Source organism: Sandarakinorhabdus sp., assembly GCF_051860625.1.
Lineage (GTDB): Bacteria > Pseudomonadota > Alphaproteobacteria > Sphingomonadales > Sphingomonadaceae > Sandarakinorhabdus.
Window position 1 is genome coordinate 266506 of sequence record NZ_JBHYDQ010000001.1, and the last position, 24223, is coordinate 290728.

The 24223-nt window shown below is 65.1% G+C and carries 23 protein-coding genes; 9 read left to right on the top strand and 14 right to left on the bottom strand.

What is annotated here, in order from left to right:
- Positions 1–143: 143 nt before the first annotated feature.
- From ACTIEZ_RS01295 to ACTIEZ_RS01310, 4 genes are all read right to left on the bottom strand, one after another.
- Positions 144–1529 carry a hypothetical protein gene (locus ACTIEZ_RS01295; RefSeq protein ID WP_439544830.1) on the bottom strand — a complete coding sequence of 462 codons (1386 nt, stop codon included), beginning with the start codon at positions 1527–1529 and terminating at the stop codon, positions 144–146.
- Entirely contained in the window at positions 1526–1921 is a 396-nt protein-coding gene (locus tag ACTIEZ_RS01300) for a hypothetical protein (RefSeq protein ID WP_439544831.1), read from the bottom strand. The genes ACTIEZ_RS01295 and ACTIEZ_RS01300 overlap by 4 nt, the downstream gene beginning before the upstream one ends.
- A gap of 168 nt (positions 1922–2089) precedes the next feature.
- Complete coding sequence (locus ACTIEZ_RS01305) at positions 2090–2701, bottom strand: glutathione S-transferase family protein (RefSeq protein ID WP_439544832.1); 612 nt, start codon at positions 2699–2701, stop codon at positions 2090–2092.
- A gap of 73 nt (positions 2702–2774) precedes the next feature.
- On the bottom strand, positions 2775–4124 hold the full coding sequence (locus ACTIEZ_RS01310; protein WP_439544833.1) for an MFS transporter: 1350 nt from the start codon (positions 4122–4124) through the stop codon (positions 2775–2777).
- Between the two features lie 301 nt (positions 4125–4425).
- Here ACTIEZ_RS01310 and ACTIEZ_RS01315 point away from each other — a divergent pair, with 301 nt between their 5' ends.
- Complete coding sequence (locus ACTIEZ_RS01315; protein ID WP_439544834.1) at positions 4426–5115, top strand: hypothetical protein; 690 nt, start codon at positions 4426–4428, stop codon at positions 5113–5115.
- Between the two features lie 177 nt (positions 5116–5292).
- Here the strand turns inward: ACTIEZ_RS01315 and ACTIEZ_RS01320 are convergent, their stop codons facing one another.
- From ACTIEZ_RS01320 to ubiA, 3 genes are all read right to left on the bottom strand, one after another.
- Complete coding sequence (locus ACTIEZ_RS01320; RefSeq protein WP_439544835.1) at positions 5293–6111, bottom strand: inositol monophosphatase family protein; 819 nt, start codon at positions 6109–6111, stop codon at positions 5293–5295.
- A 12-nt stretch (positions 6112–6123) separates the two neighbouring features.
- On the bottom strand, positions 6124–7470 hold the full coding sequence (locus tag ACTIEZ_RS01325; RefSeq protein WP_439544836.1) for a TldD/PmbA family protein: 1347 nt from the start codon (positions 7468–7470) through the stop codon (positions 6124–6126).
- A 180-nt stretch (positions 7471–7650) separates the two neighbouring features.
- Positions 7651–8565, bottom strand: a complete 915-nt coding sequence (gene ubiA / locus ACTIEZ_RS01330) for a 4-hydroxybenzoate octaprenyltransferase (protein WP_439544837.1) — start codon at positions 8563–8565, stop codon at positions 7651–7653.
- A gap of 6 nt (positions 8566–8571) precedes the next feature.
- Here ubiA and ACTIEZ_RS01335 point away from each other — a divergent pair, with 6 nt between their 5' ends.
- Positions 8572–9303 carry a 16S rRNA (uracil(1498)-N(3))-methyltransferase gene (locus tag ACTIEZ_RS01335; protein ID WP_439544838.1) on the top strand — a complete coding sequence of 244 codons (732 nt, stop codon included), beginning with the start codon at positions 8572–8574 and terminating at the stop codon, positions 9301–9303.
- Here ACTIEZ_RS01335 and ACTIEZ_RS01340 read toward each other — a convergent pair whose 3' ends face one another.
- Together ACTIEZ_RS01340 and ACTIEZ_RS01345 are read right to left on the bottom strand one after the other, a co-directional pair.
- Positions 9304–10002, bottom strand: coding sequence for an HPP family protein (locus tag ACTIEZ_RS01340; RefSeq protein WP_439544839.1), 699 nt, complete (start codon positions 10000–10002; stop codon positions 9304–9306). It abuts the gene before it with no gap.
- A complete protein-coding gene (locus tag ACTIEZ_RS01345; RefSeq protein ID WP_439544840.1) occupies positions 9968–10969 on the bottom strand; it encodes an NAD(P)H-quinone oxidoreductase in 1002 nt (333 codons plus the stop codon). Before ACTIEZ_RS01345 ends, ACTIEZ_RS01340 begins: the two co-directional genes overlap by 35 nt.
- 96 nt (positions 10970–11065) lie before the next feature.
- Here ACTIEZ_RS01345 and ACTIEZ_RS01350 point away from each other — a divergent pair, with 96 nt between their 5' ends.
- Positions 11066–11263: a DUF1192 family protein gene (locus ACTIEZ_RS01350; protein ID WP_439544841.1), complete on the top strand. Its 198-nt coding sequence runs from the start codon at positions 11066–11068 to the stop codon at positions 11261–11263.
- Here the strand turns inward: ACTIEZ_RS01350 and ACTIEZ_RS01355 are convergent, their stop codons facing one another.
- Positions 11264–12238, bottom strand: coding sequence for a lipid A deacylase LpxR family protein (locus ACTIEZ_RS01355; RefSeq protein WP_439544842.1), 975 nt, complete (start codon positions 12236–12238; stop codon positions 11264–11266).
- A 79-nt stretch (positions 12239–12317) separates the two neighbouring features.
- Here ACTIEZ_RS01355 and ACTIEZ_RS01360 point away from each other — a divergent pair, with 79 nt between their 5' ends.
- From ACTIEZ_RS01360 to ACTIEZ_RS01375, 4 genes are all read left to right on the top strand, one after another.
- The gene (locus ACTIEZ_RS01360; RefSeq protein ID WP_439544843.1) at positions 12318–13253 is read left to right on the top strand and encodes an aminotransferase class IV; all 936 of its coding nucleotides are present in this window, start codon (positions 12318–12320) and stop codon (positions 13251–13253) included.
- Positions 13254–13285: 32 nt separating this feature from the next.
- A complete protein-coding gene (locus ACTIEZ_RS01365) occupies positions 13286–13996 on the top strand; it encodes an HAD family hydrolase (protein WP_439544844.1) in 711 nt (236 codons plus the stop codon).
- A gap of 78 nt (positions 13997–14074) precedes the next feature.
- Positions 14075–15172, top strand: coding sequence for an acyl-CoA dehydrogenase family protein (locus ACTIEZ_RS01370; protein WP_439544845.1), 1098 nt, complete (start codon positions 14075–14077; stop codon positions 15170–15172).
- A 94-nt stretch (positions 15173–15266) separates the two neighbouring features.
- Positions 15267–16493, top strand: coding sequence for an acyl-CoA dehydrogenase family protein (locus tag ACTIEZ_RS01375; protein ID WP_439544846.1), 1227 nt, complete (start codon positions 15267–15269; stop codon positions 16491–16493).
- 51 nt (positions 16494–16544) lie between these two features.
- On the opposite strand, the gene ACTIEZ_RS01380 is transcribed toward ACTIEZ_RS01375, so the two are convergent.
- Complete coding sequence (locus ACTIEZ_RS01380; protein WP_439544847.1) at positions 16545–17321, bottom strand: acid phosphatase; 777 nt, start codon at positions 17319–17321, stop codon at positions 16545–16547.
- 71 nt (positions 17322–17392) lie between these two features.
- Complete coding sequence (locus tag ACTIEZ_RS01385; protein ID WP_439544848.1) at positions 17393–18121, bottom strand: phosphatase PAP2 family protein; 729 nt, start codon at positions 18119–18121, stop codon at positions 17393–17395.
- Between the two features lie 250 nt (positions 18122–18371).
- On the opposite strand from ACTIEZ_RS01385, the gene clpA reads away from it, so the two are divergent.
- Positions 18372–20735 (top strand): ATP-dependent Clp protease ATP-binding subunit ClpA, encoded by a 2364-nt coding sequence (clpA, locus tag ACTIEZ_RS01390; protein WP_439544849.1) that lies wholly within the window; start codon positions 18372–18374, stop codon positions 20733–20735.
- 71 nt (positions 20736–20806) lie between these two features.
- Here the strand turns inward: clpA and ACTIEZ_RS01395 are convergent, their stop codons facing one another.
- Positions 20807–23119: a TonB-dependent receptor family protein gene (locus ACTIEZ_RS01395; protein WP_439544850.1), complete on the bottom strand. Its 2313-nt coding sequence runs from the start codon at positions 23117–23119 to the stop codon at positions 20807–20809.
- A gap of 277 nt (positions 23120–23396) precedes the next feature.
- Between ACTIEZ_RS01395 and ACTIEZ_RS01400 the strand changes: the two genes are divergently transcribed.
- A complete protein-coding gene (locus ACTIEZ_RS01400) occupies positions 23397–23600 on the top strand; it encodes a hypothetical protein (RefSeq protein ID WP_439544851.1) in 204 nt (67 codons plus the stop codon).
- 11 nt (positions 23601–23611) lie between these two features.
- On the opposite strand, the gene ACTIEZ_RS01405 is transcribed toward ACTIEZ_RS01400, so the two are convergent.
- Entirely contained in the window at positions 23612–24184 is a 573-nt protein-coding gene (locus ACTIEZ_RS01405) for a regulatory protein RecX (RefSeq protein WP_439544852.1), read from the bottom strand.
- Between the last annotated feature and the right edge of the window lie 39 nt (positions 24185–24223).

Genomic DNA, 24223 nt, shown 5'->3' on the forward strand with positions numbered 1-24223 from the left:
TTCAAGGGAGGGCGAGAGACGAGCCGCAGGCGAGGCCCGGGGTGGGTGCAATATGTGGCCACAGGCAGGATCACCCACCCCGCTCGGCTGGCGCCGAGTCGCCCTCCCTTGAAGGGAGGGAGCCGGGTCGATTCAATCTAACCTTACCGCTCCGCCCCCAACCGCAACGCCGCTAATGTCGTGGCCAGTGCCGCCATGTTCGCCGTCGGTTGCCGCAGTCCCGCCGCCGTCACCTGCAGCGCCAGCGCTGCGTTGCCGCGGCCCAGCGCCGCCAGCACCGGCACCGTTGCCAGCCGCGCCACATCCAGCCCTGGCGGCCCTTGCAGCCGCGCCGTGATGATCGCCGGCAGGGCGGCATGATCGGGCGCATGGCTTGCCAGCCACACTGCTGCAGCGCTGCCCAGCGGCCCCGTCACGCCGGGGTGATCCGCCAGCCCGTCGATCAGCCACAGCACGCGCGGCGCGGTCATCCTGGCAAGGGCCTGGCCCGGCGCGTCCAGGCTGGCCAGCGCCGCCAGCAGCGTCGCGCGGCCAAGGCCTTCGCAATCATCGTCGGCCAGGTCCGCCGCGCCATCCTGCTCCAGCCAGCCGGCGAGCAGATTGATCCCCGCCACCTTCAGATCGGCACCCTGCCGGCCGCGCCCGGCGAGCAGGGCGCGCACCAGCGGGGTGCGGTGGCTGCGGTCCGCATCGGCATGATCGGCCAGCCGCGCCAGCAGCGCCGGCACCGGCTCGATGGTCATGTCGGGATGCCAGGGCAGCATCGCGGCGGTGCCAGTCGCCTCGCGAAACGCTGCCCACACCCGCCACGCCGCCGGCGGGGTGATCACCGGTTCCGGTTCGCCCAGCATGTTGAACCGCGCCGGCAGATAGGGCATCCCGTGCGGCATGCGCCGGCCGGGGCCGATCACCAGCAACTGGCATTCATCCCAGGGATCGAATTCGCCGGCCGGCGGCAGCAGCGCGGTCGTCGCCCAGCCGGTGATGCGCGCCGCCTGTTCGGGCGGGCCAGTGCCCGACAGCACCGTGGCGAGCGTCGGCAGCACATCGGCCATTTCCGGCACGATCACGATGCGGTTGCGCCAGGCCAGGCCGATATCCTCCCAGCCTTGTCGCAGCGGCAACGGCGGCAGCACCGGCGGAATCAGCAGCGGGCTGCGACCGAAATTGCGGCTGCCATCGGGCGCCGGCAGCACCGGCAACAGTCGTTCGGCACGGCCATCGATGGTGGCCAGCATGTCGGCCGGGATGATCACGCCATGCGCCTGCGGCAGCGCGCCCGGCCCGATCGCACCGCCCCCGGCCGCGCGCAGCAACAGCGCCGCCCCATCGCCCAGCGGCAGCAGCGCCATGATCGGCGCTTCGCCGCTGTCCGCCCAATGCGCCAATGATGCCAGTATCTCGTCCAGCCGCCGCGCCTGCGCGATGGTCAGCACCGGCGCCGGGCTGGCGGTGAGCATTTGCCACGGCGCGTCGGGCACGGCCGGCCCCAGCACCAGCGCCGTCAGGCTCGCCAAGGGCGGGATCATGGCGCCAGCAACAGGCCGGTCAAGGCGATCGCCGTCAGGTTGATCGCCAGCACCGCCCACAACATCCAGTCCGGCACGCGCCGCGCTGCCTTGGCCTCGTGCGCTGCCAGCGCGGCGGTGATCGCCGGCGCCACAATGGCCGGAATCCGCGCCGCCAGATGCGGCTCCAGCGCATCGATCACCGCGCCGGCCAGCCGTTCTGCGGATTGGCGCAGTTCGGCCTGGGTGGCGCTGTTGGCTTCGCTGGCGATGGCGGCGGCGATCTTGCCGGTGAGCGGATGGGCCTGGCCGTCGGGCTGCACTTGCGTCAGTTCCGCCACCACAAAGCTCAGCAGTTCGCGGCGCAACCGCGCCAGCTCCGCTTGCTGATCATCCTGGGTGTTGAACGCCATGGCCCTTCCCGTATCCTAAGGTGCCACTTAATGTCATTTCGTTCTTAAAGACAATATTGCGGGAACGTTAACGCCAACCAGGCGCCGCCGCGCCCACGCTATGCGGATTGGCCAGAAAAGCCCGCGCAAACAACAGCGCCGGGTGCACCCGGGCCATCGCGCCTGCCATCAGGCCGCCGCAGACGGGCGCCCTGCAATCCGTTGCCGCCACGCCGGCAACCACACCAGGCCATCCGGCATCGGCTGCCCGACCTGATCGCCGAATTCCACGAAGCAGAACAGCAATATATCGGCCAGCGTGAAGCGATCCCCGCACACGAAATCGCCGCTCATCAGCGCATCCAGCCAGCGCAGCTTGTCGGCTGCAATGGCCTTCAACTCCGCACCGCCAGCTTCCGACACCAGCTTCATCCGCGGCGCGAACATCCGCCGGCCCTCAGTGGCCCGAAACCCATTGGCCATCGGTTCAACATAGCCCAGATCGATGCGCCGCACCCACATCCGCGTCTGTGCGCGCTCCGTGGCCGTCGTGCCGATGATCGGCGGGCTCGGCTGCACTTCCTCCAGATACTCGGCAATCGCGGTGATTTCGGCCACGATGCTGCCATCGTCCAGTTCCAGCGCCGGCGTATTGCCGCTGGGGTTGCGCGCCACATAATCGCTCTGGCGGTTGGCGCCGGCCATGATGTCCACGGTCACCGCATCCAGCGAGATGCCCTTTTCCGCTGCTGCCATCCGCACCACGCGCGGATTCGGGCCGATACTGTCGTAAAGCCGCATGATCTTGTCCCCTGCTATGGTCCCCGATGCAAAGGCATGAGCGCGCCGCGCCGCAGCGTCAAGTGGCGCCGACTCACGTCCGTTTGGCCGCCCCGGCAGCCAGTTCGGCGATGATGCGCGCCTGCTCATCCTTGCCGATTGTCCAGCCGCGCGCCAGCCAGGCCGCCGTCAGCGCCGTCACGATCGGCGGCACCAGGAACAGCAGCACCAGGCCATCGATGGCGTCGGCCGTGTTCGCCGACCCCAATTTGGCATCGAAGCCAACCATATCGAGCACGATATACGCCAATCCGACGGGGATCGCATACCCAAGCTTCTGCACGCCCACCAGCACCGCATAATATAGCCCGGCCTGGCTGCTGCCGGTGGCCAGCGTTTCGGCATCGGTCACATCGGCCAGCATCGCGCGCACCAGGAAGGCCGGCGCCACCGCCGGCAGCCCGGCCAGCAACATGCCGGCACCCGCCAGCCAGAAATTCTGGCTGGGCGCCAACACCAGGCAGGCATGCAGCACTGCATAGCTGCCAATCGCCCAGGCCACCGCCATATGTTTCGACGTGCGCCGCGCCACCCAGCCCCACAACGGCGCGCCGATCAGCCCGGCCGAGAAATAGAACAACAGCAGCAGCCGCGCCTCCGTCACGCTGAACCCGCGCGCCGCCTCGAAAAAGAAGATCAGCAACGCGCCGCCAAAGCCCGGCGGCAGCGACGCGAACAGATCGATCAGCAGCAGCCGGCGCAGCAGCGGGCGTTTCAATGCCTTCACGATATCGGCCCAGCCATGGGGATGCTGGTGCACGGATTTCTTTTCCGGCACGCCCAGCATGATCGCCGCGAATGTAGGCACCACCAGCAGCAGCAGCACCCAGCCCATGGCATGCACGCCCAGCGACGCGGACGGCTCCCAGCCGAAGCGCGGCGCCAGCGCATTGGCGAGCGGCGGCACGGCCAGCAGGCTGATCAACGCCAGCATGTTGCCGGCCTGCCACCAGCCGAAGATGCGGCTGCGTTCATGATAATCGGTCGAAAGCGCCTGCCCCCAACTGGTGTGCGCCACCTGCGCTGCGGAAAATCCGGTGTAGAGCAGCAGCAACCCGGCAAAGGCCAGCAGCGGCGTGATCCCGGGGCTGGCAAAAAACACCATGGCCAGCCCCAGCGCCATCGCAAAGGCACCGCCAAACAACCACGGCTTGAAGCGGCCAAAGCGCGTTTCGGTGCGATCGATCCAATGCCCGAACGCCACATCGATCGGCAGATCGATCCAGCGCACCGCGGAGAACAAGATGCCCACCATCGCCAGATCCAGCCCCAGCGTGCCGGCATAATAAGGCGGCAAATACACCACCAACGGCAACCCCACGCCGGTCAGCGGCAAGCAGGGCGCCGCAAAGGCAGCGAGTGTCCGGCGTTTCAACAGCATCATGGTCCCTCCCCAGGGCCTCCCACAATAAGCTGCGCAGCGCGCGCAGTGCAAGGCTGCACACACCCAGCAAATTTATGCCATCCTGCAAGAAGTCATAGAAACTCTTGACAGAAAAATTACATGGCTCCAAAATATATTTTTAGCTAGGGAACTTTGGTCGTTCTCCACTCTCATCACTGTCATTAACCTCTTACCATGTAATTAAAAACTGCGAATGCCGTACTGGCCAACAATCATTATGTAATCATTTTATGCATAATGTGGAGTTGACTTTTTATAATCTTTAGCTTCCTATAGATCCGTGCCGCCTCAGCCTTTATCCTCAGTCCGAAAAAATGCGGACATTTTAACCGGCCCGTCTGTTTTCGTGGAGCGCCCACAGCTTGCGATTCTCGTTATGCGCGTAATCAGTTTATGGTCGTCCATTGACAGCAATCTGGCTCAAATGCTTTCAAGCTTCCTTAAAGCAGATTTTGCAGTCGGCGCTGCTATGTACGCATCGCTGTCGAGCGGCGAATCGAAGCGGGCAGCCCTACTTGGCGCAGCGCGTCAAGCACTATCACCGAACGACTTTGATCTATTAAATGCCGTGTTGAAGGTTTCGAAAGCCTCGAGGTTAAGACGAAACGAATTTGCGCATCATGTTTGGGGAATATCTCCGCAATTGGTAGATGCTTTGCTGCTAATACATCCGATAAATTTAATGCAATACAACGTTGCATTACGCGAGCGTTCCGAAAAAATGAGGCCATCTTTGATTTCAGCCATACAAGGTCCAATGAAAATGGAGCTTCCGCCATTTCCAAGATTAGATACCAAAAGAATATATGTATTTAAGGACAAAGATCTTTTGGAGGACGTGGAAATGGCCCAACAGTCTCTCAGCAATATTTGTTTGTTATCAACTGCTTTTTCTATAGATAATCCATATGATGAAATACGCCAGATATTGATGAACAACCCTTCAATCGCGCAATCTCTCTCAAATTAGTTAAAGTGATTAGTTTTGAAAATCTCGCTATACTTGATTCTCTATTGCAGTGCGGTTGAACGGCTATAGCACCAACTCTAGCACCGTATAAAAATATTTTCGTTAACATATTTTTGGATAATAGCCTTAAACGTGGTTCATAAGTGACGAAGTAAATCGAAAACATTCATTTCGTTCTCAAGCCCCACCCTTCCGCCGCGCCGCAAACACCCGCAACGCATGCTCCAGCCGCCCCAGCACCTCGCCATGGATCGCCGGCGTTGCTGCCGCAATGCCGTGGATCAGCGGCGAGGGCCGGTTGAAGGCCAGCGGCGCGCCATGGCGGTCGGTCAGCACGCCGCCGGCTTCGGACAGGATCAGCGAGCTCGCCGCCACGTCCCATTCGGCGATGCTGCGGCCTTCCAGCCAGGCATCGGCTTCGTCGGCGGCCAGCATTGCCATGCGCAGCGCCAGGCTGTTCGGCTTGGCGACGATGCTGCCGGGCCAGGGGCTGGGCCAATAACTCGCCGACAAATTCGCCGCGTCGATCGGCAGGCGCACGCCGGCCAAGCTGGGCAGGCCCGATACCCGCAACCGCCGCCCGTTCAGGGTCGCGCCGGCGCCGCGACTGGCGGCATAGAGGCGTTTTTGTGCCGGCGCAGCGAGCACGGCGACCGTGACCACGCCATCTTCCACCAGCGCCACCGACACCGCCCAGCCGGTGCGGCCGCGCAGATAATCGCGGGTGCCATCGATGGGATCGACCACCCACACCCGCCGCTTGGCCAGGCGCCGATCTTCGTCGATGGTTTCTTCCGACAGCCAGCCGTCGCCGGGCCGCGCCGTCGCGATGCTGCCGCGCAGATATTCGTTCACCGCCAGATCGACATCGCACACCGGGCTGCCGTCGGCCTTGTTCCACCGCGCCGGGCTGGCGCCGAACTGTGCCATCGCGATGCGGCCGGCATTGCCCGCAATCTCGGCGGCGAGCGCCACATCCGCCGAGCGGTCAGTCATGACGTGCGCAGATCAACTTCCGGCCACGGTCATGCCGTCCACCCGCAGCGTCGGCGCGTTGCTGGCGTGGCGGAAGTGCAGATCATTGGCGGCGGCCAGATTGGCAAACATCGCCACCAGATTGCCGGCGATGGTGATTTCCGCCACCGGCTGGGTGATCTCGCCATTTTCGATGAGGAAGCCGCTGGCACCGCGGCTGTAATCGCCGGTCAGGCCATTCACACCCATGCCGATCAGCTCGGTGACATACACGCCGCGCTTGATGTCGGCGATCAGTTCAGCCGGGGTGGCGGTGCCGCCTTCCAGATGCATGTTGCTGGGGCCGGCGCCGGGCGGCCCCGACGTGCCGCGGCTGGCGTGGCCGGTCGGCGCCAGGCCCAGCTGGCGGGCGGAAGCCGAATCCATCAGCCAATTGTGCAGCACGCCATGATCAATGATTGCGGTGCGCTGCGCGGGCAGGCCTTCGCCATCGAACGCCCGGCTGCGCAGGCCGCGCGGACGCAGCGGATCATCGATGATGCTGAGGGTTGAGGGCAAGATGGCCTGGCCGAGCTTGTCCTTCAGGAAACTGGTGCCGCGCGCAATCGCGCTGCCGGTGATGGCGCCAACCAGATGCCCGAGCAGCGACGCCGACACGCGCGGATCGAACACCACCGGCATGGCGGCAGACGCCAGCTTGATCGGGTGCAGGCGCTTCACCGCGCGTTCGCCGGCGCGGCGGCCGATTTCTTCTGCGGATTCCAGATCCGCCAGATAGCGCGCGCTGTGCCAGGCATAGTCGCGCTGCATGTCGCTGCCGGTGCCGGCGAGCACGGAGGCGGACAGGCCGTGGCTGGTCGAGCGCTTGCCGCCGCGAAAGCCGGTGGAGGTGGCAAGTGCGGTAACCACCAGGCCAGCCGAGGCACCACCGCCTTCGCTGTTGGTGACGCCGGCCACCGCGCGCGCCGCATCCTCGGCGGCGAGGGCGCGGTCCTTCAGTTCGGCGGCGCTGATTTCGGTGCCATCATGGATATCGAGATCGGGCAGCGCGCCGCGGGCGAGCAGTTCCTCGGGCGCAAGCCCGGCATAAGGGTCTTCGGGCGCCAGGCGCGCCATGGCGACGGCCCGCTCGGCCGCTTCGCGCAGGGCAGCGATGGTGAGATCGGAGGAGGAGACGCTGGCCGAACGGCGGCCGACGAACACCCGGATGCCGACTTCCTCGCCTTCGGCACGGCCGATATCCTCCAGCTTGCCGAGTCGGACGGAAACCGAGGTGGCGCCATCGCCGACATACATGGCATCGGCCGCATCGGCGCCAGCAGTGCGCGCCGCCGCCAGGGCGGCATCGAGACGGTTCAGGGCATCATCGGGATTGAGCATCCCCCTGAGATAGGCAGTGGTCGCGGGACTGTCACGGCCTATTCACGTGCGGCAATGTGGCTGTTGTGCGAGAGGAGGCTGTGTCAGGTGCTGGCGCCGGGTAGGCCAGCCGGCAGCCTGCAGACAAGCGCGGGGCTGGGTCCAACCCGGTCCAGCCCCGTAGCTCATCCCCCAGAAAATTCAGGCGAGCCCGACCGCCGCACACGCCGCGACCCACAAGGCGCCGGCCGCGCGGTTGCTGCGGAACAATCCCAACGCGATGCCGGGATCGATATGGCCAAGCCTGGCCACCTGCCACCCGAGATGGGCCACCAATGGCGCAAGTGCGGCCACCGCGAACCACTGGCCGGACACCATGACCAGCGCGGCGCCCCACAGGATCACGCAAATCGCGTAGAAGATCGCCACCCCGGCCCGCGTGGCGCTGCCGAGCCGGCGCGCCGAGCTCTTGATGCCGGCCAGCGCGTCATCCTCCAGATCCTGCAGGGCGTAGATCGTATCATAGCCCAGCGTCCAGGCGATGCCGCCAGCCCACAACAGCCCCATGGCAACAGAAGGTTCGGCCACCGCCACCCAGCCAACCAGCGCGCCCCAGTTGAAGGTAAGGCCCAGCCAGGCCTGCGGCCACCAGGTGATGCGCTTCATGAACGGATAGGCCGCGACCGGGATCAGGCTGACCAGCGCCACCGCCTGCGCCAAGGGCCGCAGTTGCAGCAAAACAACCAAGCCAATCAGGGACAAGGCCACCGCGAACGCCAGCGCCGCCTTGACGCTGATGCGCCCCGACGCCACCGGTCGATCCCGGGTGCGTTCCACCTGGGCATCGAGATCGCGATCGACGATATCGTTCCACACGCAGCCGGCACCGCGCATGGCGATGCTGCCGATACCGAACCAGGCAATCAATTGAGGGGCTTGTGCGATCCCGCCGGACAGCGCCAGGCCGGCAAGGCACGGCCAGAACAGCAGCCAGGTGCCCGCCGGCCGATCGAGCCGCGCCAGCCGGGCATAAAGCTGCGCGCGCGGCGGCAGCCAGTCGATCCAGCCCTTCACGGCATCGGGCGTTGCGTTGGCAGAGGCAGGCGGCGTAACCACGGTGCCATGAACGGAGATGCGCCCAGCTTGTCAACCACACCGCGCCTTTATGTGGCGGAGCCGCTGACGGCCGGCGGGATGGTGACGCTGGCGGGCGGCCAGGCGCATTATCTGGGCAGCGTGATGCGCCGCCAGCCGGGGGACATGGTGCGGCTGTTCAACGGCCGTGATGGCGAATGGGCGGCCGCAGTGACTGACGTGGCCAAGCGATCGCTGTCGCTGCAGCTCGATCGGCAGACATTGCCGCAGGAGGTTGCCGCCGATCTATGGCTGGTCGCTGCCCCTTTGAAGAAAGGCCGCATCGACTGGCTGGCGGAAAAGGCCTGCGAACTGGGCGTCGCGCGGCTGGTGCTGGTGACGACGCAGCGCACGGTGGTCGACAAGGTGAATCTGGAGCGGTTGCAGGCCCACATGATCGAGGCGGCCGAACAATGCGGCCGCACTGGTGTGCCGGATATCGCCGCACCCGTATCGCTTGACCGCCTGCTGCGCGACTGGCCAGCGGAACGCGCGTTGATCTTTGCCGATGAAACCGGCGGCGCGCCTTTGGCTGCGGCCAGCGCGCCGGCGCCGGCGGCAATCCTGATCGGCCCGGAAGGCGGTTTCACGCCATCGGAACGCGCCGCCATCCGCGCTTGCCCACAAGCGGTGCCGGTCAGCCTGGGGCCGCGCATCCTGCGCGCCGATACGGCCGCCGTTGCCGCCGTCGCGGTCTGGCAAGCGACTCAGGGCCGTTGATCAACGCTTGCGCGCGCGGGCATGGGCTTCGGCGCGCTGCAGCAACGCATCGAGATCGTCGGGCGCCACGTCGAACGCCTCGCCCATGTCGGCGAGCGCCTTGTCCATGTCTTCACGGTGGAACAGCGGCGCCACCGCCGGCGCTGGCCGGTGCGGGTAGCTGTGGCCCGAAATGCGGTGCCAGGCCCAGGCCGCCAGCACCAGCGCCAGCGAATTCAGGCCCACGGGCAACAACGGAAACCACAGCCCGGCGGCATCCAGCAAGGGCGTGCCCAGCACCACCGTGAGCGCCATCGCGCCGCCGGGGGGATGCAGGCAGCGCAGCACGCTCATGACAATGATGGCGCCGCCCACGGCAACGCCCGCCGCCAGCGCCGGTACCGGCACCAACGCTGCCGCCATCATGCCCACCACCGCCGAAACTATGTTGCCGCCCAGCACCGACCATGGCTGCGCCAATGGACTGGCCGGCACCGCAAACACCAGCACGGCCGAGGCGCCGATCGGCGCGACCAGCATCGGGGCCGTATCAACCGCCAAAGGCACCACCGTGGATGCGACGGCTGCCAAAGCGATTCCCGCCACGGCGGCCACTCCGGCACCCAAACGGTCTGCAAAATTTGCGCCGGCAAGCCGTGGAAACTTCGCCCAATTTCGTCCTGATTCAGGCATCGACAGCGAGGATGATCTTGCCGACATGATCGCCGGCCTCCATCCGTGCATGGGCCGCGGCGGCCTGCGCGAGCGGGAACACCATATCGGTCACCGGCTGCAAGCGCCCGGCTTCGAAGGCTGGCCAGATCGTGCCTTCCAGCGTTTCGGCGATGGCTGTCTTGAAGGCGATCGGGCGCGGGCGCAGCATGGAGCCGGTCAGGATCAGGCGCTTGCGCATCACCAGCCCCAGGTTGACCTCCGCCGTTGGCCCGCGCTGGAATGCGATGGAGACATGGCGGCCATCGTCGGCGAGGCAGGCCAGATTTTTCGGCACATAATCGCCGCCAACCATATCGAGCACGATGTCCACGCCGCGACTGCCGGTGAAGGCCAATGTTTCGGCAGCGAAATCCTGGGTGCGGTAATTGATGGCATGGCCAGCGCCGTGCAGCCTCGCGGCCGCACATTTTTCATCACTGCCGCAGGTGGTGATCGCGTTCAGCCCGATTTCCTGTGCCAGTTGCAGCGCGGTGATGCCGATGCCGCTGGTGCCGCCGTGGATCAGGATGGTCTCACCGGGCCGGGCATGGCCGCGATCCATCACGTTGGACCATACGGTGAACCAGGTTTCCGGCAGGCCGGCGGCGTCTGTCATGCGCATGCCGGCCGGCACCGCCAGGCATTGCCCGGCCGGCGCGACGCAATATTCGGCATAGCCGCCACCCGCCACCAGCGCACACACCGCATCGCCAACGCGCCAGCGGGTGACATCTTCACCCACTGCCACCACGGTGCCGGCAATCTCCAGCCCCATGATGGTCGGCGTGCCCGGCGGCATCGGATACAGGCCCAGCCGTTGCAGCACATCGGGGCGATTCACCCCGGCCGCCGCCACCTTCACCAGCACATCGCCCGGCCCCGGCTGCGGCACCGGGCGGGATACCGGCACCAGCACCTCCGGCCCGCCGGGCGCTGCGGGATCGATGGCGGTCATGGTGGCGGGGATGATCATGGCGCATCTATTGGCAGGGACTGGGGCGGGCGAGCAAGCCTTGTTGCAATACCGGGCGGTTGACAGGCACTGCCATCCCACGTCAGCCTGGTGCCCATGTTCGATGAAGCCGACCTGCCGAAGCGCAAAGCCGATCTGCTCGCCGATCTGGCGCGCGAGGACCTCGACCGCCTGTCCATCGCCGAACTGGACGGGCGTATCGCGGCGCTGGAGGCGGAACTGGTGCGCAGCCGGGCCAAGCGGGTTGGCGCCGCCGAATTCCGCAATGCCGCAGATGCGTTGTTTCGCAAATAATCACATGCGGATGGCCAGCGCCAGGCTGCCGTAACGATGCGGAGCGATCTGGCCGGCAAATTCCTTGCTCCGCCAGTGATGCAGGTAGGAAATCTGCGCATTGCGCCAACGCGCCACGATGCCGGCGCGCGCTTCGCCGACCAGAGCTTCGCGCGCCGCGCCGCGCCCGGCGGTGAAGCTGTTGCCATCGATGAACAGATTATGCGCCACCGCGCGGCCATCAAGGCCGGCGATCAGATGCACGGTCAGCCGGCGCGATTCCGGCAGGCCCGCCACGCCGGTTTGCAAACCATCGATGCCGCCCGGCACGACATCCGCGTCCAACCCGGCGCCCAGCCGCACCGTCGCGCCGGTGTGGGCATGGATGTGAATATTTCCCAGCGCGGCGCCGGCATGCGGGGTGATGTCGAACCGTCGGCCCGCAAAGCGCCAACCGCGCCGCCATGCCAGATTGATCGCGGGCTCGGTGCCAAGCTGGGTCTCCCAGCCCTGCGGCCGGGTGAATCCCCCGATACGGTGGGCCAGCCGTTGGGCTTCGCCGGCCAGTGCGGCCGGGCCGATGATGCCCACGGTCAGGGTCAGTTGGTCGATCCGCTGGGCACCGCGCGCCGGCGTCGGCGCGATACCGGTATAGCCCATCGTCAGCGCAGCCAGGCCGGCATAGGGCCGATCACCAGCATCGGGGCGCGGCTGGTCATAACGGGCCGGCGTGAACATCAACTGGCTGACCCCGGTTTCCGGGGCAAGCACGGCGCCCTCTGCCCAGATCGGCACGCGATCGAGGCCCAGCCCACCCCAGAACGGCCTGCTGCCGGCCCGGCCGCGGACGGAGGCGCGCAAGCCATTGGTATAATAACGGTCCGTCGGCCGGGGTGTATATTGATCGTTGTCCAGCGCGACGTTCAGCACGGCTGCGGAGTCGCTGGCGGCAGCCGGGCTTGCCAGCAGCAAGGCCAGCACGATCATCCTTGTCATGGCGGCTCCTGTTCGCGGCACGGCTTGCCATGGTCGTGATGACAGGACATGTCTCGGTCGTCACACAGGCGGAGGCACTATGGCGCAGGGTACTCACGATTTCATCCCCGATCCGCGCAATGAAACCATATTGATCAACGTCAACGGCCAGTTGCTGCGCCGGGCCGAGGCGATGGTGAGCGTGTTCGACAGCGGCTTCATGCTGGGCGACGGCGTGTGGGAAGGCCTGCGCGTGCATGCGGGGCGCATCGCGTTCCTGGATCAGCATCTCGATCGGCTGTGGGAAGGCGCCAAGGCGATCTTCATGGATATCGGCATCGATCGGGCCGAACTGGAACAGCGCATCTACGCCACCATCGATGCCAATGGCATGACCGCCTGCCATATCCGCCTGATGGTGACTCGCGGGCTGCGGTCCACCCCCTATCAGGATCCGCGTGTGGTGGTATCGCCGGCCACCATCGTGATCATCGCGGAACACAAGGACCCGCTGCCGACCACCGTCGAGCGCGGCATCCGCCTGGCCACCGTGCATGTGCGGCGCGGCTATCCGGATGTGCAGGACCCGAAGCTGAACAGCCACAGCAAGCTGAACTGCATCACCGCCTGCATCCAGGCCACCCAGGCCGGCGCTGACGAAGCGCTGATGCTGGACCCGCACGGCTTTGTCGCCACCTGCAATTCCACGCATTTCTTCATCGTCAAACGCAATCGGCATGGCGTTGAAGAAGTGTGGACGTCCTCCGGCGATTATTGCCTGGCCGGCATCACCCGCGGCAATGTGATCGCGCTGTGCGAAGACCATGGCATCCCGGTGTATCAGCGCAATTTCTCGCTGACCGATGTCTATTCGGCCAGCGAGGCGTTCGTGACCGGCACGTTCGCTGGCGTGGTGCCAGTGACCAGCATCGATGGCCGGCATCTGACGGACGCACGCGGGCCGATGGTTGAACGCTTGCAGGGCCTGTATCGCGCGCTGATCGAGGCGGATGTGGCAGCGCGGGGGCGGCCGTGACGTTGCGGATCGCCCAACCCCTTCGTATTGCCATGTGGTCTGGCCCACGCAATCTTTCCACCGCGATGATGCGCAGTTTCGGCAGCCGCGCCGACACGGTGGTGAGCGACGAACCCTATTATGGCGCCTATCTGAAGCAGACCGGGGATGATCACCCGATGGCCGAAGACGTGATCGCCGCCATGGATTGCGACTGGCACAGCGTGACCGCGGCGCTTTCCGGGCCGTGTGATCGCCCGATCTGGTATCAGAAACATATGGTGCACCACATGGTCGGGCCGGTGGCGCTGGGCGATCTTGCTGATTTTCGGCCCGAATTCCGGCACGCCTTCCTGATCCGCGCGCCGGAACGGGTGATCGCCAGCTATGCCGCCAAGCGCGAGACCATGACGGCACAGGGGCTGGGCTTTGCGCAGCAGCGGGAATGGTTCGATCGCGAAGCCGATCGCCTGGGCCACGCCCCGCCGGTTGTCGATTCGGCCGATGTGCTGGCCGATCCCGCCGGCACGCTGGCCCGGCTGTGCGCGGCGTTGGGCATCGCGTTCGATGCCGCGATGCTGCGCTGGCCGGCCGGCCCGCACGCCAGCGATGGGGTGTGGGCGCCGCACTGGTATGGGCGGGTGCTGGCCTCCACCGGTTTTGACGGGATCGAAGGCCCATTGCCGGTTCTGGCGGGCGATGCGGCGCGCGTGCGCGATGAATGCCGGCCGCACTATGAACATCTGGCGGGCTGCAAGGTCTGACCGCAAATCAAAAGCGACAGGTTGCCTCGGCCTGACGTGCGCGTAATCTGCCGCCGATCCAGTTTGCGGGAGTTCCACATGAATTTCGATTTTTCCGATGAAGCCAAGGCGCTTGGCGATCAGGCCCGGAAATTGTTTGCTGAAAAGGCCGGCACCGGCCCGGCGCGCAAGGCGATGGCGGCCGATGCGCCGGCCATGGATGCCGCGCTGTGGGCCGAAATCGCCGAACTGGGCTGGACGGCGGCGCGCGTGCCCGAAGCCCATGGCGGCCTGGGCCTGAGCATCGAGGAAACCGCGCAACTCGCCGAAGCGGCCGGGGCCACGCTGGCGCACATCCCGCTGGTCGCCACCTTGCTGGCCACCGAAGCGCTGGTGCTGGCCGGGAGCGAAGAACAGCAGGCGCGCTGGCTGCCCGGCATCGCCAGTGGCGAAACCATCGCCACCGTTGCCTGGAGCGAGCCGGGTGCGGTGAACCCCGCCACGGTCAAGACGACGGCGGGCAGCAATGGCCTGACCGGCGTGAAGCAGCCGGTGCCCGATCTGGCCAACGCGCATCTCGCCATCGTTGTCGCGGCGGGCGAAGATGGCCCGTCGCTGTATCTGGTCGATCTGCAGGATGTGGCAACGGCGCCGGTGGAAACGCTCGATCTGGTGCGCCGCCATGGCACGCTGACCCTGAACAACACGCCGGCACAGGCGCTGGGCGATGCCGGTGCGTATCAGGATTGGCTGGATCGCGCCGCGGTGATCCTGGCCTATGAAGCCATCGGCACGGCGGCCGCCGCCATGGCGATGAGCGTGGATTATGCCAAGACGCGCGTGGCCTTTGGCCAGAAGATCGGCCGTTATCAATCGGTGAAGCACAAGTGCGCCGACATGTATATCAAGCTGGAACTGGCGCGCGCCCATGCGCTGCACGGGCTGGCGATGATCGGCACCAATGGCGCCGAACTGCGGCAGGCGGCAGCCGCCGCGCGGGTGGCCAGCCTGGATGCGCTGGCGTTCTGTGCCGAGGAAAATGTGCAGTTGCACGGCGGCATCGGCTTCACCTGGGAAAGCGATTGCCAATTTTATTACCGGCGCAACCGCACGCTGGTTTCGGCGCTGGGCCCGCGCGGCTGGTGGGCGGAACGGCTGGTGCGCGCGCTGGAGCAACGCAACCGGGCGGCAGCGTGACGGTGCAGCGTCACGGGGGCGGCGTGACATTTGGTGCCCTCGACAGGCTCGGCATGAGCGGTTGAATGGGACAGTTAGGGTTGGGAGAGTGACCATGGATTTCAACGACAACAGCCACGAAGCCGAATATCGCGCCAAGGTGCGCGCCTGGCTGGAGGACAACGCCGCCGAATATCGCGAACCGCCGGCCGAAAGCTGGAAACTGCCGGAGTTCATCGCCCGGTCAAAAGCCTGGCAGGCCAAGAAGCATGCCGCCGGCTACACCGGCATCACCTGGCCCACCATGTTCGGCGGCCAGGGCCTGACGCCGATGCATTCCATCATCTACAGCCAGGAAGAAAGCCGCTTCCACGTGCCATCGGGCCTGTATTCCATTGGCCTTGGCATGTGCATCCCGACCGTGTTCACCCACGGCCAGCCCGAAGCGATCCAGCGCTATGTGCCCAAGGCGCTGCTCGGTGAAGAAGTCTGGTGCCAGTTGTTCTCCGAACCGGCGGCCGGCTCCGATCTGGCCGGCATTCGCACCAAGGCGGTGCAGGATGGTGATGAATGGGTGATCGATGGCCAGAAAGTGTGGACCAGCTTTGCCCACGCATCCGATTTCGGCATCGTGGTGACCCGCACCGATCCATCGAAGCCCAAGCACAAGGGCCTGACCATGTTCATCGTGGACATGAAGGCGCCGGGCGTGACCGTGAAGGGCATCAAGCAGATGTCGGGCGGCAGCGATTTCAACGAAGTGTTCTTCGATGGCGTGCGCGTGAAGGACTCGCACCGGCTGGGCGCCGTGGGCGACGGCTGGAAGGTGGCGCTGACCACGCTGATGCACGAGCGCCTCGCGGTGGGCGGCAAGCCACGTTACGCGCCGGGCTATGAAACGCTGATCAAGCTGGCCAAGGGCGTCGATGCCCCCGATGGCAATCCGGCGATTGCCGCCAGCGATGTGCGCCAGAAGATCGCCCAGACCTATATCAACGATCAGGGCATCAAGCTGACCCAGATGCGGGCGCTGTCTGCATTGTCAAAGGGGCAGGTGCCGGGGCCGGAACAATCGATTTCCAAGGTGGTGGTGGCCAAGACCATGCAGGATCTGGCCAGCTTCGCGCTGGACATGGCCGGCGGCGATGGCTTCGTGGCCGGTGATGATGCCGATCCGGAACTGGCCAAGCTGCAGGGCAGCTACATCGGTTCGGCCGGCCTGCGCATTGCCGGCGGCACCGACGAAATCCTGCGCAATATCATCGCCGAACGCGTGCTGGGCCTGCCCGGCGACATGCGGCCGGACAAGGACACGCCGTTCAACCAGGCGGTGCCAGCGTAAGGCTTGGCCCACCCCAACCTTTTGTTTGCAGGAGGTTGGGGTGGGCGCAGGTCAGCGGGTCCCGCAGCCTTCCGGCACCGGCACCAGGCTGAGTTCGGTGCGGGCCTTGGCCAGATCGGCCTTATAGTCTTCGGTGTCGGAAATGCGTTGATAGAGTGCCGTCGCCAGCAGACGGCCGCCGGTGACATCCGATGCCCAATGCACTCGGCAGGCCACGCGCAGATCGCCGGTGGCCTTGCCGAATTTTAGCAGCTCGGCGCTGCGTGCAGGTCGTGCGTCCGACAGGATCAGCCCCCACAGCCAGCCGACGGCGGAATGGCCGGACGGATAGGCAAAACCCAGCGGCTTGCCGCCATCGACCGCCGCATCAGGATCGCAGGCCTTTCCGCGATCCGTGGCGAACGGGCGGGGGCGCTTGTAATAATCCTTGGCGGCGTTCACCCCGCGCGCCAGATCGGTACCGGCCCGGCGCAGCAGGGTGAGCGTGGCCGGCGTTTGCGGCCCCAGTTCGGCCCCCAGCGCACAACTGATCGCCTTCACGAAGCTCGGGCTGGTCACACTCAACTGGCTGATCGCCGCCTGCCATTGCGGGCCGCCAATGCCGCGCCGCGATTCGCGATACAGAAAGCGGTCGGCCTTGTCATCGCTGCTGCCGCTTTCGGGCGGGGGCGGCAGCAGACGCAGCATGGTCAACTCGGGCTTGTCGGCGACATAGCCGGCCGTCGGCTGCGCGGCGGCAGACTGCATGCGGTCCATCATGGATGGCGGTGCCGGCTGCGCGGCGGCGGGGGTGGCAGCAAGCAGAGCGGCAGCAAGGAAAAAGCGCATCGGAAATCCTGTATGGCTGGCGGCGTGATGATGGCGCGTCCCTGCGGTCCTGACCAATTGCATCGGCATGGTCAACAGCCTGCTAGCGGCGGTGATGTGGTAAGTTCAGCCCGCGCCTTGGCAAGATCAGCCTGATAGGCGGGCCTGGCTGCAATCAACTTGTACAGCGTGCCGGCAAGTTGCTGCCCGGCGACGACGTCGGATTGCCAGTGCACACGGCATGCCACCCGCAGATCACCGGTTTCCTTGCCAAACGCCACCGCGGCAGCACGGCGCTGGGGCAGCATGTCCGCCAGAATGAGCCCCCACAACAGCCCCGTCGTGGCATGGCCCGACGGGTAGGCGTAGCCCAGTTGCACGCCCTTGTTCTTTGCACTGTTCGGATCGCAGGTGCGGCCGCCTTCGATCGTGAACGGGCGAGACCGCTGAAAATAATCCTTGGCCAATCCGCCAATCAGCTTGGCATCGACAGCAGCACGCGCCAGCACGGCGGCTGCGGCCGGCGTTCCCTTTGGCCCCACAGTCACCCCCAGCGCACAGGACATCTGCCGGCGATAGCTGGTGGCATTCACCGTAAGCTGGCCCGTCGCGCGCTGCCATGCGGCATTGCCGATACCGCTGGCCGATTCGCGGTAGCGTTGGCGATCGGCCTTGTCTGCCGCGCTGCCCGGCTCTGGCGGCTCCGGGATCTGTCGCAACAGGGCTTTGACCTGTTGCTCTGGCAGATACCCGACCGGATTGTCGCGCGCCGCCGCCGGGATGGCGGCGAGCATGACGGCAATCAGAAGCAGATGTCGCACGATCACTCCCCCACTGGTGAAGGCTTGGCCGAGGATGGCGCAAGCCGGTGCCGGTTGGCCAGCCGCAATTGCGCCCGGCGTTGTTCGGCCTTGGCTGTGCGCTGATGCCACACACAATAATGCCGGGATAGGCCGTTTGCCCCTTGATGTTTGGCCATGCGAGGCAGACATTCCAACAAGGCCGCGCAACAGGCCCGGCCGGCAAACGGCGCGTCTTCGACCCCATGAAGGCCGCGCCCCGGAGAATTTGATGCCGTCGTTCACGCGCGAACTCGAAAAGACCCTGCACAACGCCCTGGCCGAAGCCGCCCGGCGCACGCACGAATATGCCACGCTGGAACATCTGCTGCTGGCGCTGACCACCGACAATCATGCCGCCCAGGTGATGAAGGCCTGCAATGTCGAGCTGGAAGAGCTGCAGAGCCAGTTGATCCGTTATCTCGACACCGAATTGTCGGCGCTGAAGGCCGATTCCAGTGTCGATCCATCGCCCACCGCCGGGTTCCAGCGGGTGGTGCAGCGCGCCATCCTGCATGTGCAGTCCAGCGGCCGCGAGGAAGTGACCGGCGCCAATGTGCTGGTCGCGCTGTTTTCCGAACGCGAAAGCCATGCGGTGTTCTTCCTGCAGCAGCAGGACATGACCCGTCTGGATGCGGTGAGCTTCATCAGCCATGGCATCGCCAAATCCGGCCAGTCCGAAACGAAGCCGCCGCGCGGTTCGAATGGCGGCGCGGGCGGCGGCAGCGACCGTGAGGAGCCGGAAGAAAAGCCGGCCAAGGCCGAAAAGGCCGAGAAGAAGGGCAATGAAAGTGCCCTGAAGCAGTTCACCGTCAACCTCAACGAGAAGGCCAAGCTGGGCAAGGTCGATCCGTTGATCGGCCGCGGGCCCGAGGTGGATCGCACCATCCAGATCCTGTGCCGGCGTTCCAAGAACAACCCGCTCTATGTGGGTGATCCCGGCGTCGGGAAAACCGCGATTGCCGAAGGCCTGGCGCGCAAGATCGTCGAAGGCCAGGTGCCCGACGTGTTGAAGCCAGCAGTAATTTACAGCCTCGATATGGGCGCGCTGCTGGCCGGCACGCGCTACCGTGGTGATTTCGAAGAGCGGTTGAAGAATGTCGTCAACGAGCTGGAAAAGCTGCCGCACGCGGTGCTGTTCATCGATGAAATCCACACGGTAATCGGGGCCGGTGCCACCAGCGGCGGCGCCATGGATGCCTCCAACCTGCTGAAGCCGGCGCTGTCTTCGGGCGCGATTCGCTGTATCGGTTCGACCACCTACAAGGAGTTCCGCAATCATTTCGAGAAGGACCGCGCCCTGCTGCGCCGGTTCCAGAAGATCGATGTGAACGAGCCGAGCGTGGAGGACAGCATCAAGATCCTGATGGGCCTGCGGTCGAGCTATGAGGATCACCACAAGCTGAAATACACGCCCGATGCCATCAAGGCGGCGGTCGAGCTATCGGCGCGTTACATCAACGACCGCAAGCTGCCCGACAAGGCGATCGACGTGATCGACGAGACCGGCGCGTCACAGATGCTGCTGCCCGAACATCGGCGCCGCAAGGTGATCGGCGTCAAGGAAGTCGAGGCGGTGATCGCCACCATGGCGCGCATTCCGCCCAAAAGTGTTTCGAGCGATGACAAGGCGCAGCTCGCCACGCTGGAAGCCGATCTGAAGCGGGTGGTGTTCGGTCAGGATGCCGCCATCGACAAGCTGGCCAGTGCCATCAAGCTGTCGCGGGCTGGCCTGCGCGAACCCAACAAGCCGATCGGCAGCTATTTGTTCAGTGGCCCCACCGGCGTCGGCAAGACGGAAGTGGCCAAGCAATTGGCCGAAATCATGGGCATCCCGCTCACCCGCTTCGACATGTCGGAATATATGGAGCGGCACTCGGTCAGCCGGCTTATCGGGGCGCCTCCGGGCTATGTCGGTTTCGATCAGGGCGGTCTGCTCACCGATGCAGTCGATCAGCAGCCGCATTCGGTGCTGCTGCTCGATGAAATCGAAAAGGCCCATCCGGACCTGTTCAACATCCTGCTGCAGGTGATGGACAACGGCAAATTGACCGATCACCACGGCAAGACGGTCGATTTCCGCAACATCATCCTGATCATGACCACCAACGCCGGTGCCGCCGACATGGCGCGCGAAGGCATCGGGTTCGGTTCCAGCAACCGCGAAGGTGAGGACGAGGAAGCGATCAAGAAATTGTTCAGCCCGGAATTCCGCAACCGCCTGGATGCCATCGTGCCGTTCGCCTATCTGCCGCCGTCGGTGGTGGCCCTGGTGATCGACAAGTTCGTGCTGCAACTGGAAATGCAGTTGGCCGATCGCGATGTGCACATCAGCCTGACCGACGAAGCCAAGGCCTGGCTGATCGAGCGCGGCTATGATCGCCTGTATGGCGCGCGCCCGATGGGCCGGCTGATTCAGGAGAAGATCAAGCAGCCGCTGGCCGAGGAACTGCTGTTCGGCAAGCTGGTGGGTGGCGGCGAAGTGCGCGTGCACCTGAAGGACAATGAACTGGCCTTCGAGATCGTTTCGGCGGTCAAGAAGCTGAAGACCAAGAAGGCACCAAAGGCACTGCCGGCGCCGATCGAAGAAGCCTGAGCCGTCAGGAAAATGAAAGGGGGGGCGGCGCCAACCGGCACCGCCCCCCTTTTTCGTTCGCCGTGCGCCGATCAATAGCGGAAGGTCACCCCGCCCTGAAACATGAAGGGCTGGCCGGGCAGAACACCGCGGGCGCGATCGATGATGAACAGCCGGTCGAACAGGTTGCGACCCGAAACGAACACTTCCCAATTGCCCTTCGGCGGCCCGTATGACACCGCCATGTTGACCTGGGCCCAGCCACCGATGCGGCCACGCTGACCGTCTGGCGTCACCGGAATGAGATTGATGTCATCGGCAAACATCGATGACTGGCCGACCACTTCGACCTGGCCGGTGAAGCCCTTGTGCTCGATGCCGACGGCGGCGGTCATCAGCCATTCGGGGCTGTAGGGCAGGCGATTGCCCTGGACATTGCGGCCGACACCGCACGCGACCGGCCCAGCGCTGGTCTGGACCAGCGTGCCGGGCGCGGCGCCATCAAAGCAGGGCGCCGTGGCAATCCGCGTGCTGCTGTACCGGGCCGTTGCCACCCAGGTGGCAGCGAGACGCGCGAATATGTCTGTTTCAGGCGATGTCCAGCCGGCATCGCGCGACGACATGACCAACGAAACTTCGCCGCCGCGGTGCAGCGTGCGTCCGGCCGACGTCAGCGTGGCGCCGATACCACCCGCCACCGACTGCGCAACGATCTGGTTGTCAAAGTCCATCACGAAGAAGGTTGCATCGCCGCGCAGGCCCTTGACGATGTCGCCGCGGATGCCCGCTTCCCAATTCCAGCTGAGTTCGGCATCCAGATCGACGGAACCGCCGGCGCCCGTGATGATGTCCTCGACGCGCGGCGGCGCAAAACCGCGGTGCACGCCGCCATAGAGTGTCACCTCCTTGGCGATATCCCAGGTGGCACCAATGCCTGGCAGCACCTTGTCGAGGTTCTGGCGACCGCTCGTCGGCGCCGTAACGTTGCCGGATGGGCGGCCACCGACAAGGATGTCGATCGGAAGATTGCGACGCTCGAAATTGATGAACTCGCCGCGCACGCCCGGAATGATCGCCAACGCGCCGAATTCCAACCGCGATTGGATGAAGGCCGAGAAGGCATCGGCATCGCGCTCGTTATTCTCCCGCAGCCCGGCATTCACGCTGTTCCCGGCCGTGCGGGCGGTGGGCGTATCGCCGTTGACCTGCTGGCGCCGCTGACGTTCCTGATGGTAGCGGACGCCGATCTCGGTCTCGCCGCCGAAACCCAGTGCATCGTGCGAAACGGTCAACCGGCTTTCCACCCCCCAGGTATCATAATCGCGCAGGCGGCCTTCATTGCCGCAGGTGGTAAGCAGATTGGCCATGCCGCCACAGGTCGGATCGCTGGCGTCGTTCGGTCGTTGACCGCTGTTGGATGACTGGCGCCACCAATCGCGGGTGAAATAATGATAATAGGCCGTCGTCTTCAGGGTGACAGCGTCTGAAAGCGTCCACCGGTGCGCCAGCGTGGCGTTCCAGCGTTCGATCTGGAAATCATCGTTCACGAACACGTTGCCGCGCGGATCAGCCGCAAACTCGGCGCGCGTCAAACCGGAATAGGTGACCTGGCTGTCTTCCCGAAAGCGCGACAGCTTCAGGGTGATGCCGTGATCGGCGCCCAGTTCCCAACTGCCTTTCACGAAGACATCGGTAAAGCGCAAAGCCTGATTGTCACGGTTGCCGTCGGTCTGCTTGTGGTTGACGTGCAGGAGCAGACCGCCGCCCAATGCCCGTCCGCCGATCAAACCATCGATGTTCAATGTGTCGCGATTGCCGGCGCTTATCATGCCGCGCGCCGTGAAGTTTTCCGGAGCATCCGGCGTGATGTAGTTGATGACACCACCGATCGTTTGAGGGCCGAAGCGCACCTGCGCCGCACCTTTCAGCACTTCCAGCCGATTGAAGCGCTCGATCGGTGGATGGTAATAAGCGGCATTGTCACCGTAGGGCGCATAGCCGAGCGGAACGCCATCTTCCAAAAGCAGCACCTTGGTCGAGCGCACCGGATTGAGGCCGCGAATACCGATGTTGGGACGCGCACCAGCGCCTTCCTCGTCCCGCGGGAACAGGCCGGCAACCTGGCGCAGGGCATCATTGGCCGTGAACACCCGGCTGCGCCGGAGATCGGTTTCGTCCACCAGCGCCGTCGATCCGGCAATGCGCCTGGCCCGAATCGCATCGCCGACAACGATGATCTCAGTATCGGGCACGACGGCTTCGGCCAATTCTGCCGCCGATTCGGCAGCTGATTCTGCGGCGGATTCAGCAGCCGCTGCCACCGCAGTGGCTGCCATCGTGTTGGGTGCGGACGCCAACGCCGGCGTGGTGGCCAATGCGACGCTCAGAACGGCAAGCCGCCTCATTCGCGGCGAGAACGCAATCGACATGTCGGTCCTACGGATCGGAGTGCCCACAAAAAATCCCTTACTGCAACTCATTCGCAATCGCCGTAGCAGCGGCGCTGCGAGCAATCAATAATGCAAATCATTCCTAACAGGATTTTTTTGAGGAGGGGTTGCCGCGTTAATGCTCGGGTCAGACTGATCGAAACAAGATGGGGAAACGCGGCCACATGCTTGGACGGATGTGGCCGCAACGCCTTGATGGCTGCGCCCAGATGCATCTGCGGGGAGAGGGACGATGGCGAGCCGGTGGACATCGCGGCTGGGCATGGTGTTGCTGGTGATGGCCGCCGTCGTGGCTGCGCAGCCACGCCTGCATCTGGCGCTGGAAGACCGCGGCGATCCGCGGCCCCGCCAGTTCGCCCTGACCGGTGAGATCATGGGCCAGGCGTTGGGTCTGGTGATCAGTTGGTCGAAAGGCAGCCAGCAACGCCTCCGCTGAAGCTTGCCGCCTCAATCTTCAAGATCGGCATGGCACAGCGCTTCGGCCGCTTCGCCTGATTCGGCTGCCAGCACGCGCCGCGCCACATCCAGGCTGTGGCCCGCACGCAGCATGGCGGCCAACGCCTTTTGCCGGAGCTTTGGATCAGCCGTGATCGTGCGGGCAAAGGGCCCCAATCGTTTGCGCCGCGCAAAGGCGACCGCCGTCACCAACGCCTGCGCTGCATCGGGCGGCGCACCACGATCGACCGCCGCCACACCAGCCGCCGACAAGGCATCCGACACGCGCCGGGCGCCCAGGCCACGCGCCGCCATCGAGCGGCCTTTCATGGCCGCAAACGCCGCATCATCCACATAGCCAAGCGCGGCCAGCCGATCGATCAGCTCGTGGGGGTCAGCCGGCTGCTCACCTGCCCAGCCGCGTTCCTGCAGCTTGTGCGCCAGATAGTGTGCCAGCTTCGCCTGCGTGGTCGCGAAGCGCGCCGCATAGCCAAGCGCCAGGTCGCGCAGGCTGGTTTCATTCAGCGGCGGAGGCACTCGCCGGGGTGGCCTTGCCGGTGGCTTGTCGCCCTGATCTTCGCTCATGCCACGTTCCTGCCACTTTCAGGCCGGAATTTGAACGCC